15 protein-coding genes are annotated in these 16,857 nt (G+C 36.1%); 9 read left to right on the forward strand and 6 right to left on the reverse strand.

The window, feature by feature from the left end:
• Positions 1 to 64 precede the first annotated feature (64 nt).
• Genes PP182_RS13350 through PP182_RS13365 form a run of 4 tightly spaced genes read left to right on the forward strand, consistent with a single transcriptional unit; the run spans position 65 to position 4,247 of the window.
• Positions 65 to 1,981: a vWA domain-containing protein gene (locus PP182_RS13350; protein ID WP_272651763.1), complete on the forward strand. Its 1,917-nt coding sequence runs from the start codon at positions 65 to 67 to the stop codon at positions 1,979 to 1,981.
• Positions 1,982 to 1,988: 7 nt separating this feature from the next.
• Positions 1,989 to 3,248 carry a dihydroorotase gene (locus PP182_RS13355; protein WP_272651764.1) on the forward strand — a complete coding sequence of 420 codons (1,260 nt, stop codon included), beginning with the start codon at positions 1,989 to 1,991 and terminating at the stop codon, positions 3,246 to 3,248.
• Positions 3,249 to 3,256: 8 nt separating this feature from the next.
• On the forward strand, positions 3,257 to 3,583 hold the full coding sequence (locus PP182_RS13360) for a hypothetical protein (protein ID WP_272651765.1): 327 nt from the start codon (positions 3,257 to 3,259) through the stop codon (positions 3,581 to 3,583).
• 4 nt (positions 3,584 to 3,587) lie between these two features.
• Positions 3,588 to 4,247, forward strand: coding sequence for an alpha/beta hydrolase (locus PP182_RS13365; RefSeq protein ID WP_272651766.1), 660 nt, complete (start codon positions 3,588 to 3,590; stop codon positions 4,245 to 4,247).
• On the opposite strand, the gene PP182_RS13370 is transcribed toward PP182_RS13365, so the two are convergent.
• Both PP182_RS13370 and PP182_RS13375 read right to left on the reverse strand, forming a co-directional pair.
• Positions 4,244 to 4,738, reverse strand: coding sequence for a hydrolase (locus PP182_RS13370; protein ID WP_272651767.1), 495 nt, complete (start codon positions 4,736 to 4,738; stop codon positions 4,244 to 4,246). The two genes, PP182_RS13365 and PP182_RS13370, sit on opposite strands and share 4 nt — an antisense overlap.
• 3 nt (positions 4,739 to 4,741) lie before the next feature.
• Positions 4,742 to 5,518 carry an MBL fold metallo-hydrolase gene (locus PP182_RS13375; RefSeq protein ID WP_272651768.1) on the reverse strand — a complete coding sequence of 259 codons (777 nt, stop codon included), beginning with the start codon at positions 5,516 to 5,518 and terminating at the stop codon, positions 4,742 to 4,744.
• 169 nt (positions 5,519 to 5,687) lie between these two features.
• Here PP182_RS13375 and PP182_RS13380 point away from each other — a divergent pair, with 169 nt between their 5' ends.
• A complete protein-coding gene (locus tag PP182_RS13380) occupies positions 5,688 to 7,184 on the forward strand; it encodes a TonB-dependent receptor (protein WP_272651769.1) in 1,497 nt (498 codons plus the stop codon).
• A gap of 31 nt (positions 7,185 to 7,215) precedes the next feature.
• On the opposite strand, the gene bcp is transcribed toward PP182_RS13380, so the two are convergent.
• On the reverse strand, positions 7,216 to 7,668 hold the full coding sequence (gene bcp, locus PP182_RS13385; RefSeq protein ID WP_272651770.1) for a thioredoxin-dependent thiol peroxidase: 453 nt from the start codon (positions 7,666 to 7,668) through the stop codon (positions 7,216 to 7,218).
• A 50-nt stretch (positions 7,669 to 7,718) separates the two neighbouring features.
• Between bcp and PP182_RS13390 the strand changes: the two genes are divergently transcribed.
• Positions 7,719 to 8,381, forward strand: coding sequence for an endonuclease III domain-containing protein (locus PP182_RS13390; RefSeq protein WP_272651771.1), 663 nt, complete (start codon positions 7,719 to 7,721; stop codon positions 8,379 to 8,381).
• 229 nt (positions 8,382 to 8,610) lie between these two features.
• Here PP182_RS13390 and PP182_RS13395 read toward each other — a convergent pair whose 3' ends face one another.
• Both PP182_RS13395 and PP182_RS13400 read right to left on the reverse strand, forming a co-directional pair.
• Complete coding sequence (locus PP182_RS13395; RefSeq protein WP_272651772.1) at positions 8,611 to 9,192, reverse strand: RNA polymerase sigma factor; 582 nt, start codon at positions 9,190 to 9,192, stop codon at positions 8,611 to 8,613.
• 542 nt (positions 9,193 to 9,734) lie between these two features.
• Positions 9,735 to 10,316 carry a sigma-70 family RNA polymerase sigma factor gene (locus tag PP182_RS13400; protein WP_272651773.1) on the reverse strand — a complete coding sequence of 194 codons (582 nt, stop codon included), beginning with the start codon at positions 10,314 to 10,316 and terminating at the stop codon, positions 9,735 to 9,737.
• 242 nt (positions 10,317 to 10,558) lie between these two features.
• Here PP182_RS13400 and uvrA point away from each other — a divergent pair, with 242 nt between their 5' ends.
• Entirely contained in the window at positions 10,559 to 13,339 is a 2,781-nt protein-coding gene (uvrA, locus tag PP182_RS13405) for an excinuclease ABC subunit UvrA (protein WP_272651774.1), read from the forward strand.
• Positions 13,340 to 13,485: 146 nt separating this feature from the next.
• A complete protein-coding gene (locus PP182_RS13410) occupies positions 13,486 to 14,730 on the forward strand; it encodes a hypothetical protein (protein WP_272651775.1) in 1,245 nt (414 codons plus the stop codon).
• A gap of 90 nt (positions 14,731 to 14,820) precedes the next feature.
• Here the strand turns inward: PP182_RS13410 and PP182_RS13415 are convergent, their stop codons facing one another.
• Positions 14,821 to 15,684 carry an RluA family pseudouridine synthase gene (locus PP182_RS13415; protein ID WP_330097995.1) on the reverse strand — a complete coding sequence of 288 codons (864 nt, stop codon included), beginning with the start codon at positions 15,682 to 15,684 and terminating at the stop codon, positions 14,821 to 14,823.
• Positions 15,685 to 15,813: 129 nt separating this feature from the next.
• Here PP182_RS13415 and PP182_RS13420 point away from each other — a divergent pair, with 129 nt between their 5' ends.
• Positions 15,814 to 16,839: an AI-2E family transporter gene (locus PP182_RS13420; RefSeq protein WP_272651776.1), complete on the forward strand. Its 1,026-nt coding sequence runs from the start codon at positions 15,814 to 15,816 to the stop codon at positions 16,837 to 16,839.
• Positions 16,840 to 16,857 lie beyond the last annotated feature (18 nt).

The following is a 16,857-nucleotide window of genomic DNA, read 5'->3' on the forward strand; positions in this document are numbered from 1 at the left end:
ATAAAACAATCACCCTCTTCGATCTAAATACAAAATAAGTATCTTTGGGCAATCTTAAAAAGGAATGCAGTTTAAATATCCAGAACTTCTTTGGGCCCTTCTCCTACTTATCATTCCCATAATTATTCATCTTTTTCAACTTCGCAGGTTTAAAAAAACACCTTTTACCAACGTAAAGTTGTTGAAAAAAGTAGTCTCTGAATCGAGAAAGAGTAGTATCCTAAAAAAATGGCTGATTTTGCTAGCCAGATTAGGCATTTTTACAAGTTTAATACTTGCGTTTGCACAACCCTTCAGTGCAAATGAAAATGCACTAAGAAACCAAGAAACAGTGTTCTATTTGGATAATTCGTTTAGTATGCAAGGAAAAACGGAGAATGGAACACTCCTTCAAAATACGGTTCAGGAATTTATTCGGAGTATTTCTAAGAACAACAACTTCACCCTCTTCACCAACGACAAGGTCTATGAAGAAGTAGAAATTGAAGATATTCAGAATGAACTTATTAATCTCTCTCCGAGCATCAATCAATTGAATTTAGATCAAGTAATCTTAAAAAGTTCTACGTTTTTCAGCAATGATCAAAGGGCTTTGAAAAGAACAATTTTAATATCGGATTTTCAGGAGACCATGGGTCCTTTTCCTTCCATTAATGATTCGGAACTTTTTTTTATAAAGCAGAAACCCCTGGAGCTTAACAATGTTTCAATTGATTCTGTTTTTATATCAAACGCAAACAACGAGGTGGTTGAGCTAACTGCCCAACTTTCTTCCAATACGAATCTGGAATCACATGCGGTCTCACTTTATAATGAAGACCAACTAATTGCCAAAACGGCTGCACCCTTCAATGCGGGTACTAAAGCTACAGTTACTTTTTCGGTTCCGGCCAATGAACCGCTCATGGGCAGAGTGGTAATTGCGGACAAAGGCCTACCCTACGATAACGAGTTTTATTTTAATCTCGACACACCAGATAAAATAAAGGTCTTGGTAATATCCGATGATGACACTTCTCATTTAAGAAGAATATATAAGGAAAATGAATTCGATATTGACATCACTCCTTTGAATCAAGTTAATTATGGAAGTATAGAGCAATATAATTTGATTATTTTAAATGAACTCAATCAAATTCCAACAGGCCTTACGACAACTATTAACGAATTCACTAAAAACGGAGGTACCATTGCCGTGGTACCTTCGGAAAACATTGAAATCTCCTCTTACAATAGATTAAGCTCCACTTATTTTAATACAAGTTATAAAGAACCTTCGTTGCAGCAAGCTGCTATTTCTGAAATAGCCTTTGAACACCCGATATTTTATAATGTTTTTAATAAGAACGTTACTAATTTTCAATATCCAGAAGTAAACAGTTATTATGAAATGGAGACAGATGGTGGCGTTGCTCTTTCGTTTCAAAATAATAAGCCTTTCTTAATCGGAAATGAGGATGCTTATTTTTTTACCTCGTCCATAAACAAGGAAAATTCTAATTTTAAGAATTCACCACTCATTGTGCCTACATTTTATAACATCGCGCAGCTTAGCTTAAAACTACCCAAATTATACCATATATTAGGGACCTATGAAGAAATGGAAATTCCTGTTTCCCTATCGAAGGATAACATTTTAAAGGTTACTAAAAACGACTACGAATTTATTCCCCAACAAAGGTCTTTACCAAAAAAAGTTAGTTTGATTTTTGAAGAAAATCCTACGGAAGACGGAATTTATCAAATTATAAATGATCAGGAAGCTCTCGCAAATATTAGCTTTAATTACAATCGAGAAGAAAGTAACTTAAGGTATATGGATTTAAGCAATGTTGAAACCATAAATGTTTTCGACTCCATTCTCAATTTTTTCCAAGACGTTCAAAAATCGAACCGTATCCATGAATTTTGGAAATGGTTTGCTATTTTAGCATTGGTTTTTGTACTCGTGGAAACTGCACTTCAAAGGTTTTTTAAATAACTCTTAAATGAATATACTTTTAAAATCAGCCAAGATTATAAATTCAAAAACAAAAGAATTTCATCTTAAGAAAAGAGATATTTTAATTAAGAACGGGGTAATTGAAAAAATAGCTTCTACGATAGATGCTCCATCAAAAACTAAAATTGTAACACATAAGAATCTTCACGTTTCCTTAGGGTGGATAGATACAGGTGTAAGTTTTGGAGAACCCGGTTTCGAAGAAAGGGAGACCATTGATAATGGGCTTAAAACTGCTTCAAGTAGTGGATTTACCGCTGTGTTATTGAACCCTAGCAGTTTTCCTTTACCCGATAGTAGCTCCGATATCGTTTTTCTAAAAAACTCTGGGGAAGGTCAAATTACCAATTTGCACCCTTTTGGTAACCTAACCGTAAATGGAAAGGGCGAAACACTGGCCGAACTTTACGACATGAAAAATGCAGGGGCTGTGGGGTTCTATGATTTTAAACACGCTGTTTCCAATCCCAATTTGCTAAAAATAGCATTGCAATATGCCCAAGGTTTTCAGGGGACTGTGCTCTCTTTTCCAATGGATAATTATATAGCCGGTAAAGGAAATGTAAATGAAGGTATAGTAAGCACCCAATTAGGGTTAAAAGGGATTCCTGCCATGGCCGAGGAACTTCAAATTTCTAGGGATTTATTTATTTTGGAGTATACCGGCGGAAAATTACACATCCCTACAATAAGCAGTGGAAATTCTGTTAAGCTCATTGCAGTGGCCAAGAAAAAAGGATTGAATGTAACCTGTAGCGTTGCTGTGCATAATTTGATGCTGACCGATGAGGTCTTGGAGGAATTTGATACTAATTATAAGGTTTTGCCTCCGCTCAGAACTAACAACGATTCCAAGGAGTTGATCAAGGGTGTTAAAAACGGTACGGTGGATTTTGTAACCTCGGACCATACACCTTTAAATATTGAGCTAAAAAAGGTCGAGTTTGATAATGCCGAATATGGGAGCATAGGTCTTGAGAGTAGTTTTGGGGTCTTAAATGAAATTTTTGGTACGGAGGAGTCTATAGAAATTCTAACCAGGGGACGAAAAACCTTTGGATTGGAAGAACCCGATTTTAAGGAGGGCGCCAAAGCCAATTTAACCTTGTTCGATCCTAAAACGGAACTTACTTTTACCGAAGAACATGTAGTAAGTAGTTCAAAGAACAGTCTGTTCCTAAACCAAAAATTAAAAGGTTTGGCTTTGGGAGTAATAGCCAACAATCAAATTTATTTAAATAGCTAATTAGAGTTATGACAGAGGAAGTGGTTCCCGGAAAAAATACAGCTATAATTGCCTATCTGACCATAGTGGGTGCCATCATAGCCATTACTATGAACACGGAACCAAAACATGATTTTGCCAGATTCCATACCAGACAGGCATTTGGCATACACCTGCTGTTTCACGCGTTTGCTTTGTTTTCCAGTGTTTGGTATAATCAATATGGACTATATGGACTATACGTATGTTATATAATACTTTGGTTTTACGGATTCCTTGGAGCGCTCAACACTAAAAAACAACTTATTCCAGTAATAGGCAGCTATTTTCAAAAATGGTTCACCTTTATACAATAATAAAATGACAACTGCCCCCTTATCTTTAGAACATATTATAAAACCATCATCCCTTACCGAAGGAAAACCCCCAGTTTTATTTATGCTCCACGGTTATGGAAGCAATGAGGAAGACTTATATTCATTTGCCCAAGAACTACCCGAAGAATTATGTATAATTTCGGTACGGGCGCCATACACTTTGCAGCCTTTTGGTTATGCATGGTATGCCATAAATTTTGATAATGAAAAAGGGAAATGGAGCGATGATGAGCAAGCCATAGAATCCCGTGAAAAAATTATAAATTTTATCGAAGAAGCCTGTGAAGTTTATCATCTCAATACCCATGAAATAACCTTACTTGGATTTAGTCAGGGAACTATTCTCAGTTATGCCGTGGCGCTCTCCTACCCAGAGAAGATAAAGAGAGTTATCGCCATGAGTGGTTATATCAACGAAAAGATATTGGTCGATAACTACAAAGAAAAAAACCATGAAGAATTGCGCATTTATGCTTCTCATGGGCAAGTGGACCAAGTTATTCCCATAGAATGGGCGCAAAAAGCTCCAGAATTGCTCAACAAATTAGGGATAAAGAATATTTTTGAGGAGTTTCCGGTGGGTCATGGAGTAGCACCTCAAAACTTCCATTCATTTAAAAAGTGGTTAGGGGATAATAGTTAATTACTTCGCGTGTAAAGAAGATGATCCATTAAAGTAAAATCAGCACCCAAATCATCTTTTAATTCATAGCGAATCAATAATTCTCCCCAATACTTACCATCTGAAAAATCCGCTAGAATCCATTTATGGTTTAAAACTTTTATTTTATTGATTTTAAAATCGTTTTGCATACCCTCATAAGGGACCAACGGGTTATCTCCCTTGGCCTCATTGGTTTCCAACAATTTATCGGATATGTATCGCGTTGGATTATCTAAATCTAAATGTTCATAATAGGCCAATGCATCATCATTATTTTCCAACGAAAAATATTGCATTTCCAAAATCCGAAGTTCGGCCTGTTGCAAAGTATCTTTTAGATTTTCCACCTTTGTTTCCAAACTTTGAATTCTTTTAATATTTGCATCAGCCATTTTGCTACCGCTAACAGCCAGATATAAACCAATTAATGCAGCAAAAATAAAAAGGTACAAATAGATATTTTTCTTCATAAACTAAATTTGAATCGTTAGGTTATCATAGGCCAAATGTACATCATTCGGAAGACTCCTTTCCACCTCTTCATGGAAACCCAATAAATGACTTATGTGTGTAAAATAGGCTTTTTCAGGTTTTACTTTGTTTACAAAAGCTATAGCTTCCTCCAAATTGAAGTGTGAATGGTGGGGTTCTATTCGCAATGCATTCACAACCAACACCTTAGTTCCCGTAATTTTTTCCAATTCCTTTTCATCAACAGATTTAACATCGGTCAAGTAGGTAAACCCGCCGAATCTATATCCAAATACCTTTAATCTATTGTGCATAACTTCAATGGGCGTAACTATGCGTCCACCTAATTCCAAAGTTTTACCCGTTTCTACTAAATTAATATCCACCGATGGAGCTCCAGGGTATTTATCTTTCTCTTCAAAAATATAATCGAATCTTTTTTTCAAAGATTTTACTACTCTTTTATGGGCATAAATGGGAATATCCCCTTGTCTAAAGAAAAAGGGTCGAATATCGTCGATTCCGGCGGTATGATCTGAATGCTCATGGGTAAAAAGTACGCCATCTAATCTTCTTACTTGATTTGTAAGCATTTGCTGTCTAAAGTCGGGGCCACAATCGATAACGAAATTAAATTCTCCCCATGATACCAATACGGACACCCTTAATCTTTTGTCCCTTGGATCATTACTTAAACAAACGGGGTGTGTACTCCCAATAATTGGAATGCCTTGGGAGGTTCCCGTCCCTAAAAATGTAACCTTTAAACCTTCTTCCATAAAACTCAAATTTACTTCTTATTTAACAAAAATAAAGCTGTAAAATCAAGGAAGCGTCATGAATTGAAGTACACTTTGCCATCATTAACATAACTTAAGGCATTTTTTTATTGGTATTGGCTATTAGGTTGCCCTTTCTTTATAACTTTGTTACAAACAAACTACAAGAATGGCCTCAGTTTTAAAGAGAGAAAGTGTCTTCGAGAATATCCCATCGATTAAAGCCAAAACTTTAAGAATAAACTTAAATCCAGATATCTACGGTACTTTCGCAGAAATTGGAGCTGGGCAGGAAACCGCTCGTCACTTTTTTAGGTCTGGCGGGGCATCAGGAACCATTGCGAAGGCAATGAGTGCCTATGATAAAGATTTTAGTGATGCCATCTATGGTATTGAAAGAGACGGGCGCTATGTTACCCAAGCTAGATTAAAGACCATGCTGCAATATGAAATGCAGTTAATGAAGGAACGAATTAGCCGAAAAAAGCATCCGAATAGAGTATTCTTTTCTTATGCAAATACCGTTGCTACCATAGATTTTTCAAAACGATACAAAGGTCATGGTTGGGTAGGTATTAGATACCAGTTGGATCCTGGACAAGAGGAATTAGATGAAATTGTTTTGCATGTCCGGTTTAAACAAAACGAAGCGAGGCTACAGCAAGAAACCTTGGGTATCTTAGGAGTTAACCTCATTTACGGAGCTTTCTATAAGTACCATAAGCCTAAGAAAATGCTGAAGTATTTGTATGACCATATTGATAAGGATACTCTGGAAATTGATATGATCAATTTTTCAGGTCCGAATTTTAAGGAGGTCGATAACCGATTGATGAGTCTACAATTGATTCGAAATGACATGACAGACGCTGTTATGTTCGGTCCGGACGGTAATAACCTTTTACCTGCAGCGGTATTGTACAAGAAGAATATTTTGGCCCTTAGAGGTAGTTTTAGACCTGTAACGAAGGTTAATTTGGATATGTTTGAAAAATCCTATGATATTTTCATTAGAGACCCCCAGGTTGACCAAGACAATAGTATCGTGATTTTTGAAATCACCTTGTCCAATTTAAAGGCTTCTGGAGAAATCGATGAAGAAGATTTTATGGGCAGGGCGGAACTTCTATGTTCATTAGGGCATTCGGTAATGATCTCCAAATTCCAAGAATACTATAAGCTAGTAGAGTATTTCAACAACTATACCAAGAATAGGATAGGACTTACCATGGGGGTAAATAACCTTATAGATATTTTTGACGAAAAATACTATCGTCATTTGAGTGGAGGTATTTTGGAGGCATTTGGAAAGTTATTTTTCAAGGATTTACAGGTCTACCTCTATCCTATGAAGAATCCTGATACGGGACAAGTAATGACCAGCAACAATGTAAAAGTCCATCCAAGAATGAAGGAACTTTATAAATTCTTCAAGTACAATGGAAAGGTAATGGACATCATTGATTACGAACCAGAAATAATGAACATATTTTCAAGGGACGTGCTTAGAAAAATCATGAACGGGGAAGACGGATGGGAGGAAATGTTACCAGAAGGAATTGCGGAAATAATAAAAGATAAAAACCTTTTCACAAAAAAGAAATTAGAGGAAGAAGCCCAACAAAAAGAGGAAAAAGAAGAAAAGGAAACAGAAAAGCTGAAATAAAACAAAACCCCTTAATTAAGGGGTTTTGTTTTCAATCTAATAGCTGGGCCGCATGGTCCTTGGTTTTTACTTTATCGATTACCTTGCTCACCTCTCCTTGCTCATTTATAACAAAAGTTTTTCTGTGTATACCATCATATTCCCTTCCCATAAATTTCTTAGGACCCCAAACACCAAAAATATTCAATACGGTATGATCTTCATCCGCCAATAATGGGAATGGAAAATCATATTTGTTTTTAAAGTTCAACTGCTTTTTCTGAGAATCAGCACTTATTCCAAGAAGTTCGTAACCGGCATCTTGAAGCGCTTTGTAATTATCCCTTAAATTACAAGCCTCGGCTGTACAACCCGGAGTATTTGCCTTAGGATAGAAAAAAACAATTAATTTCTTACCGGAGTAATCCGATAAATTAATAGTATTGCCATCTTGATCATTGGCTGAAAATTCCGGGATCTTATCCCCTACTTTTAAAGTATTCATAGTCAATTTTTTATTTTGTTCAATATTCTAATTGTAAAATTAAACAAATAATGACGAAGGCAGAAAAAGTATCTTTCGTAATTTCCAAATTACAAGAATTTTATCCTGAAATTCCGATTCCCCTTGAGCACAAGGACCCCTACACGCTTTTGATCGCGGTACTAATGTCCGCCCAAAGTACGGACGTTCGTGTAAACAAAATAACACCTTTACTTTTTAAACGGGCAGATAACCCCTTCGATATGGTAAAATTGAGCGTGGAAGAAATACGGGAAATTATTAGACCGGTTGGTTTATCTCCCATGAAATCGAAAGGAATTCACGGGCTATCCAAGATTTTAATTGAAAAATATAATGGTGAAGTTCCAAAAGACATGAGTTTGTTGGAAGAACTACCTGCAGTTGGCCATAAAACAGCTAGTGTTGTGGTTTCACAAGCTTTTGGAATTCCGGCTTTCCCAGTGGATACCCATATCCACAGATTGATGTACCGGTGGGGCTTTTCAAATGGAAAAAATGTAGTACAGACGGAAAAGGATGCAAAAAGATTGTTTCCCAAGGATTTATGGAACGAATTACACTTACAGATAATTTGGTACGGAAGGGATTACTCACCTGCTAGAGGATGGAACCTGGAAAAGGACATAATTACCAAAACCATAGGGAGAAAGACCGTTCTGGCCGAATATTATCGCAAAAAAAAGACCCGCTAAGCGGGTCTATATTTTTTAGTTTAAAAAGGTTTCAAACTCCAAGTCTTTATATTTAACGTCATATAGGGCCTTAGAAAAACTTAATAAAAAGTTGATTGTTTTAGGACATACTTTCTTAAACTCGGTTTGTTCTTGATAATTAGAGTAAATTTTTTCCATATTTCCAATGTTGTTACATTAAATTAACGTAACTCAAATAGAAATATTGTTTATTGTATTATCTCTCTAGTTAGTTCGTGAGAACAATGTTGTTTTTTTCAATGATTTTTCTCAAATTAATAAGGGCATATCTCATTCTCCCAAGTGCCGTATTTATACTTACTCCCGTGTTTTCAGAAATTTCCTTAAAGCTCATGTCCTTATAGATGCGCATTAACAAAACTTCTTTTTGGTCATCCGGTAATTCTTCGATTAATTCCCTAAGATCAGTATCAATTTGGTCCTTGATCAATTGCTTTTCTGCATTTAATTTATCGTCACCTATTACAGAAAAAATATTAAAATCGTCATTCCCCTCGAACATCGGCATTCTTTTGTTCTTTCTAAAGTGATCTATTATAAGGTTATGGGAAATACGCATAACCCATGGTAAAAATTTACCTTCCTCACTATACCTGCCCCTTTTAAGGGTTTTAATTACCTTAATAAAGGTATCTTGAAAAATATCCTCAGTAATATCCCGGTCCAATACCTTGGAATAAATAAAGCTGGTAATACGCTGATTATGTCTATTGATAAGAATTTCCAAGGCTTTTTCGTCGCCACTGATATAATCTCTTACTAGTTCTGAATCTTCGATCTGTAATTCCATATTAGTTATTTTCATTAGGTGACAGGGTGGGGATCCTGATTTTGGTTAATAATTGTAATTAGTCATTCATTTCTGATATAAAACTAGATAAAACACTTCCTGTAGGAAAAAGTATGTTGTAAAAACGTCTTTTTATGATGTGAAACACCGAAAACCTATTTTCCAGTACAATAATTGGATATTTTATAAGTTAGCTGAGCCTAAATTTAAAGTGAGTAATTTTTAAGTCCAGTTGTAATAGCTTATACTTGTTGAAGTCATCGATAAAATACAAAAACCCCAAGGAAAAATCCTTGAGGTTCTTTTATATGATAAAGTAATTGTTAATTCAAGTTACTCTCAAATTGGATACCCTTGGCCTCGGTAACCTTTAAAGATTTTGAATAATCTAATAAAAACTTAATAGTTTCTGGCTTTGCCGATACTAACTTGCATTGGTTCTTCTTGGTCTGGTAAATTTTCTCCATATTCTTCCGTATTGTTGGTTCTATAAAAGAACGCCAAGGATTTAAATATAGTAGATCCACTCGACCTTTTACCAATTAATTCGTTAAAACTATACTATTGGCCTCAACAAGTTTTCTAAGATTGATTAATGCATAACGCATTCTTCCAAGAGCGGTATTAATACTGACACCTGTATTCTCTGAGATTTCCTTAAAGCTCATATCCTTATAAAGACGCATTTGTAAAACCTCTTGTTGATCTTCCGGCAATTCTTTTATCATTCTTGCCAAATCTGAATCAATCTGATCTTTGATTAATTGTTTTTCGGCATTTAGTTTTTCATCACCCATCAATGAAAAAACATTAAAAGAATCTGTTCCATCGAACATAGGCATTCTATTACTTTTTCTAAAATGGTCAATGATAAGGTTGTGAGCTATGCGCATTACCCAAGGTAAAAATTTACCTTCCTCGTTATAGGCACCTCGTTTAAGCGTACGAATAACCTTCATAAAGGTGTCCTGGAAAATATCTTCTGTTAATTCACGGTCTCCAACTTTGGAATAAATGAAACCTGTTAAGCGCGCATTGTGACGGTTTATAAGAACCTCAATGGCTCTTTCATTACCGCTCATATAATCCTTAACAAGTTGGGAATCTTCAAGTACCTGTATCATAAGCCTTACTTTTGTGGGTTAAAATTGGGGTCCTATTGCTAAAAGAGCATAGGATTTTGTTAATTTTTTCTAACTTCAAAAGTAATTTTAGGCTATAGGCTTCTTGTTTTATAGAAGTTCAAATATATAAAAAAATAAATACTCTAAAAATAGTGTGAAAAAATAGGGGCCTATTTTAGAATAATACTAATTAATCTTTTAGCTAATGACCATATTGTATCTTTGCAAATTTAGAAGTAAATATGGTTTCATTATCCCAAGTAAATCCAAAGAAAAATATCATTATTAAAGGTGCAAAACTGCATAACCTTAAGAATATTGATGTTGTAATACCCAGAAATAAGCTTGTGGTCGTAACCGGACTTTCCGGTTCCGGTAAATCCAGTCTGGCCTTTGATACCCTTTTTGCAGAAGGCCAAAGACGTTACGTGGAGAGCCTTTCTTCCTACGCTAGGCAGTTTTTGGGAAAATTGGACAAACCTAAAGTGGACTATATAAAAGGTATTGCCCCAGCTATCGCCATAGAGCAAAAAGTAAATTCCACCAATCCTAGGTCCACCGTAGGTACAACCACAGAAATTTATGATTACATCAAACTTCTTTATGCAAGAATAGGAAAAACATATTCCCCAATATCTGGAAATGAAGTGAAGAAGAATACCGTATCCGATGTTATAGCATACGTTAAGACCTTTGATACAAATACCAAATTATTACTGTTAGCACCTATAAAAATAAGAGAGGATAGGGATTCCATAAAATCACTTGAGCTATTTTCAAAGCAAGGGTATGCCAGAATTAAATATAAGGGCAAGGTCATTCGAATAGACCAGGCACCTAAGGACATAGGTAAGGAATTCGATTTGGTCATAGACCGAATAATAACTAAAAATGACGAAGACTTTTACAATAGACTTGCCAATGCTGTTGATACTGCATATTTTGAAGGTAAGGGCCAATGTATTATAGAGGTTTTAGAAAATTCCCAACAACGCCTTTTCAGTAATAAGTTTGAATTGGATGGAATACAGTTCTTAGAACCCAATGTGCATCTATTCAGTTTTAACAATCCTTATGGGGCTTGCCCAAAATGCGAAGGTTATGGAGATGTAATAGGTATAGATGAGGATTTGGTAATTCCAAATACCGCATTATCCATTTATGAAAATGCAGTGTTTCCTTGGCGTGGCGAAAGTATGAGCTGGTATAGGGACCAATTGGTGAATTCTGCCTACAAGTTTGACTTCCCCATTCATAAACCATGGTTTGAATTGTCCAGCGACCAGAAAAATTTGGTTTGGAACGGGAACGACCACTTTATTGGACTCCATAAATTTTTTGAAACTTTAGAAGAAAAAAGTTATAAGATTCAGAATCGAGTCATGCTATCGCGCTACCGTGGAAAGACAAGATGTAACGTTTGTGGCGGCAAAAGGCTAAGGTCCGAAACCGATTATGTGAAAATTGGTGAGAAATCTATATCAGAATTGGTTGGATTACCTATTGAACGGCTTATTGTATTTTTCAGTGAACTAAAGTTGTCCGAGCACGATACCAAAATCTCAAATAGGTTATTGAAGGAAATTAATACGCGTTTAGGCTTTTTAGACAAGGTTGGACTTAATTACCTCACCTTAAATAGGAAATCTAATACCCTCTCCGGAGGTGAGAGTCAAAGAATTAACTTGGCAACCTCACTAGGGAGCAGTCTTGTGGGCTCTATGTATATTTTGGATGAACCTAGTATTGGTCTCCACCCCAGGGATACCGAAAATCTGGTTGAAGTGTTACTATCCCTAAGGGACCTAGGCAATACCGTAATTGTCGTAGAACATGATGAGGATATTATGAAGGCGGCCGACGAAGTTATTGACATTGGTCCGGAAGCAGGTACTCATGGAGGTAATATCGTTGCCCAAGGTACTTTGGATGAAATCTTAAACTCCTCCTCACTAACTGCCAGTTATCTCAATGGAACCATGAAAATCGAGGTTCCCAAAGACAGACGTACATCCAAAAATCATATCGAAATCATCGGTTGTAGGGCTAATAATTTGCGAAACATAAATATTACCTTTCCTCTGGATATGCTAACCGTAGTCACCGGTGTTTCAGGAAGTGGTAAAAGTACTTTGGTTAAAAAGTTATTATACCCTATTATTCTCAAGGAAACTGGAGGATACGGAGAAAAAGCGGGTCAGTTCACATCGGTTAAAGGAAAATACAGTCACATAAAGCATGTGGAATTTGTAGATCAAAACCCAATTGGTCGATCCTCTAGGTCTAATCCTGTAACCTACATAAAAGCATATGACGATATACGCAGCCTCTATGCAAGTCAAAAATTGAGCAAAATAAGAAACTATCAGGCTAAACATTTTTCATTTAATGTAGATGGTGGTAGATGCGAGAAGTGCAAGGGTGAAGGCGAGATTACCGTAGAAATGCAATTTATGGCGGATGTTCATTTGGAATGTGATACCTGTGGAGGGAAACGGTTTAAAAAAGATGTCCTTGAGGTTACGTTTAACAATGCCAACATTGATGACATCCTTAATATGACCATAGATGATGCCATCGACTTTTTTGAAGCTGGGGACCAAAAGAAGATTGTAGGGAAATTGAAACCTTTACAAGATGTAGGCTTGGGGTATGTCACCCTAGGGCAATCCTCTTCTACCCTTTCCGGTGGAGAGGCTCAACGCATTAAGCTGGCCTCCTTCCTAATAAAAGGATCTACAAAGGACAAGGCACTTTTTATTTTTGACGAACCCACAACCGGACTTCATTTTCATGATATCCAAAAATTATTAAAATCTTTTAACGCCTTGATCAAAAAAGGACACTCCATAGTGGTTATTGAGCATAACATTGAGCTCATCAAATGTGCTGACTACATTATTGACCTTGGCCCTGGCGGTGGTGAAAATGGAGGACAACTTCTCGCTGAAGGCACACCTGAGGAAGTTGCCCAAAATAAGGCATCCTATACTGCAAATTATCTTAAGGAAAAACTAAATTAAAGTAAGTAAACCTGATTTCAACAAAAATTATAATTACAAAATACTGATTATCAATTATTTAATTAGTTTAATTAATTTTTGGCACGCTGTTTGTTTTATATATGGCGAGTGTAAATAGTTGCACTTGGAATTTAAAACCTTATATCATGAAAAATTTAGTACTTCTTTTTACGGCGATGATTTTAGGCACAACGGGTGCCTTGGCCGACAGTACGGTAGAAGATAAGGTTGCAACACGCAATGCTTATAGGAACAACAACTCATTTATTTTTGTTGAAAATGGCATTACGTTTTCAGTATATCCAGATGGTGAGTTCGATTTTTATATAGAAGATTATGTAACAGGGCGAAGAAACGGAATCACCTTCAATTCAGGTTACGACTATAATCCTTATACGCAATATGATGATTACGGTGCTGTGATTCAGGTCGAAAATGTACCCATCTTTTATGACTACTATGGTCGTGTAACCCAGATTGGTGATGTGGACATCAGATATAGAAATAATAGGGTGCGTAGTGTTGGTGGAATGTATGTATTCTATGACAATAGAGGATTTTACAATTACCACACTGGATTTATAAACATCTATAATAGAAGATATGTTTACCGTCCATTTCACGGTTTGTTCATAAGACCAGCTATCGGGTTCTCCTTAGTATTCAATAGACCCTATAGAAGATACTATACACCTATTAGATATACATATTACAGACCTTATAGGTTTAATACGAGAAGGGCTTATGCAAAAATCGGTCGTGAGCATAGATATAATAAAGTAAGGCGAGAAAGAGCGAATGTCTATAGAAACGATAATAGAGTTTCCGTAAGAAACAATTCCAATAGAGGCAACAAAAGTGTAGCTTATAGAAATAATGATGGTGTACGTTCCAATACTAATACAGTAAGAAGAAATGGAAACAATAAATCCAGTAGAAGTATAGCTTCTGGTAATACTGTAAGGAAAAACGGAAGTAGTACCATTTCAAGGTCCTCAACTGTAAAGAGAAGTAGTTCTGCGGTTAAGCGTGGCAATAACAATGCAGTTAGAGGTAATAACAAAAGGACTGTTGTAAATAAACGTGAAGTTACCAAAACGCCAAGAAGTACAACTGTTAAAAGAAGTACGACTACATATAGAAAACCAGCGAACAATAGTAGGGTTGGTCGTAGTGCAAATCAAAATAGGACTGTAACCCAAAGAAGCGTAAAAAAATCGGTTAACAGGGCTCCTGCTAAACAAAAAAGCACTGTAAGTAGAAGTACAAGATCGGTAAGGAAGGCACCGTCAAGAACTGTAAATAGAAGTTCAACATCTCGGTCAGTGAATAAAGCTTCTAGAAGTGTTAACAGAAGTTCAAGATCGGTTTCTAGAAGAAACAATAAATAATTAAAGATAGTTTTTAGGTTGGTTAGTTGTTTAGCCCTGTAGTAAATACGTTTACTGCAGGGCTTTTTTTAATTTAATTCGAAGTTATTTTCAGTGACCACCAAAAATCTTCAAAAACTTTTCAGGTAATTCAATTTGAATATCCATTGGTTTACCCGTAAAAGGATGCTTAAACTTCAATTCAGCTGCATGGAGATACAGTCCCTTCCCTTTTAGAATTAGATTCGGTAAAAAATAGGTGTCATCACCAAGAATAGGATTACCAACACTGCATAAATGCTTTCTCAGTTGATGCCTTCTACCAGTTTTCGGCATTAACCTTACCAGATTAAGAAGCCCGAATCGTTTAGAGGTAACACTTTTCAAAACTTCATATTCAGAAAGCGAGACTTTTCCATCTACGGGTAGGTCTATAGTTCCATTTCTGCCCATCTGTCCAATAGTTACCGCATAATATGTTTTGTGAATATTTTTCTCCATAAATAAATTTCCCAATTCTATCATGGAAGAACTGGTTTTTCCTACCAATAACAAGCCTGTGGTAGGGTAATCTAAACGATGTACCGGTTTGGGATCAACTGCATCTGGTCTTTTACTTTTTTTAAGATTGTGGGATAATCCATTAGCGACAGTCTTAAAACTATTTCCACTAACTAAGATACCAGGTGGTTTATTGATTACCGCTAGATGTTCATCTTCAAAAATCACTTCCAACTTCAGCTTTAGTTCTCTTCGCGCATTTTTTATTGGAAATTCCTTTAAATGGATAGTCTCACCACCTCTAATGAATGTTCCTGTTCTCGCCGCTACACCATCTACCAATACCAACTTTTTCCCTATTGCCTTTTTTAATGAAGATTTGGTTGGGATATGCTTAAATATACCAACACCATATTCTTGCAGCCTTTCCATCGCAATATCCTTGGGTACGGTATGGGTTTCTAATATTGACAAAATTCAGCCGGATAAAATTAATTACGGAAAAGGTTTTAACTATATAGACTACTTATTTAACCGTGTGAATCAATAAAATAAATAGAATCTTTATACTTTGCCACTAACCTAAACAATAATTTAAATTCTTTGAAAAAAATCAATCCTAAATTATTAAGACAACTATTATTATTGGTCTTAATCTTGTTTTTTGGAGGACTTATTGCGAACTCCATGCTTCCCTACATTTCTGGTATACTTGGCGCACTCACCCTATATGTAATACTGAGAAAATGGATGATCAAGCTAGAAGAGAAAGGTTGGCGTCGCAATTGGGCATCCATACTTCTTATAAGTCTTGCCTTTGTGGGTATATGTATTCCGCTTTCTGGAGCGGTTATAATGTTAGGCTTTGAGATTGGAAATTTGGCCGATAAAGCCGAAGAAGTAATCGCTGCTTTGAAAGAGCAAATCTTTCAGGTTGAAAAATATTTAGGATATGAAATTTCATCTGCCATTGACCCGGAACAAACTTCAAGTTGGATCAGCGATAACGTTCCAGGTCTTGCCAGTGGAACAGTAAACGTATTTATTTCCTTGGGTGTACTCCTTTTTATTCTGTACTATATGCTTAAAAGTCCAAAGCACATGAAAGACTCAATGATGGAATATATTCCGTTGAGCAATAAAACCTTGCTGATTTTAGGTAAGGAAATAGACAATGTGGTCAGGTCAAATGCCATTGCCATACCATTAGTAGCTTTGGCCCAAGGAATAATTGCATTGATTGGGTTCTTTATTTTTGGGATAGAAAACCCGCTATTTTGGTTCGTTATCGTAACTATTGGATCCATGGTGCCATTTGTGGGTACCTTTCTAGGTATATTCCCAGTTTTTGTTCTTACGCTCGCCAGTGGTAACGACTTTGCGGCATGGGGCATCTTAATCTACGGTATGGTCGTAGTTGGCTCTACAGACAATCTTATTAGATTGTTTTTACTTCAAAAAATGGATAGTATACATCCACTAATCACCCTAATTGGGGTTCTTGTGGGTATTCCATTATTTGGATTTGTTGGTTTGATTTTTGGTCCTTTAATCATAAACCTTTTCCTTATAATAGTAAGAATATATAAAAAACAATATGGCACAGGTAAAACTGACAAAGAAAATTAGCACTAAGAAGCAACAAAA

Source organism: Maribacter sp. PR1 (assembly GCF_028464145.1).
GTDB lineage: Bacteria > Bacteroidota > Bacteroidia > Flavobacteriales > Flavobacteriaceae > Maribacter.

Bases quoted from the DNA above. Each gene is read 5' to 3' on its own strand.
- PP182_RS13410 (WP_272651775.1), top strand. From the start codon at position 13,486: ATGAAAAATTTAGTACTTCTTTTTACGGCGATGATTTTAGGCACAACG.
- PP182_RS13360 (WP_272651765.1), top strand. From the start codon at position 3,257: ATGACAGAGGAAGTGGTTCCCGGAAAAAATACAGCTATAATTGCCTAT.
- uvrA (WP_272651774.1), top strand. From the start codon at position 10,559: ATGGTTTCATTATCCCAAGTAAATCCAAAGAAAAATATCATTATTAAA.
- PP182_RS13355 (WP_272651764.1), top strand. From the start codon at position 1,989: ATGAATATACTTTTAAAATCAGCCAAGATTATAAATTCAAAAACAAAA.
- PP182_RS13390 (WP_272651771.1), top strand. From the start codon at position 7,719: ATGACGAAGGCAGAAAAAGTATCTTTCGTAATTTCCAAATTACAAGAA.
- PP182_RS13350 (WP_272651763.1), top strand. From the start codon at position 65: ATGCAGTTTAAATATCCAGAACTTCTTTGGGCCCTTCTCCTACTTATC.
- bcp (WP_272651770.1), bottom strand. From the start codon at position 7,668: ATGAATACTTTAAAAGTAGGGGATAAGATCCCGGAATTTTCAGCCAAT.
- PP182_RS13365 (WP_272651766.1), top strand. From the start codon at position 3,588: ATGACAACTGCCCCCTTATCTTTAGAACATATTATAAAACCATCATCC.
- PP182_RS13400 (WP_272651773.1), bottom strand. From the start codon at position 10,316: ATGATACAGGTACTTGAAGATTCCCAACTTGTTAAGGATTATATGAGC.
- PP182_RS13370 (WP_272651767.1), bottom strand. From the start codon at position 4,738: ATGAAGAAAAATATCTATTTGTACCTTTTTATTTTTGCTGCATTAATT.
- PP182_RS13395 (WP_272651772.1), bottom strand. From the start codon at position 9,192: ATGGAATTACAGATCGAAGATTCAGAACTAGTAAGAGATTATATCAGT.
- PP182_RS13380 (WP_272651769.1), top strand. From the start codon at position 5,688: ATGGCCTCAGTTTTAAAGAGAGAAAGTGTCTTCGAGAATATCCCATCG.
- PP182_RS13375 (WP_272651768.1), bottom strand. From the start codon at position 5,518: ATGGAAGAAGGTTTAAAGGTTACATTTTTAGGGACGGGAACCTCCCAA.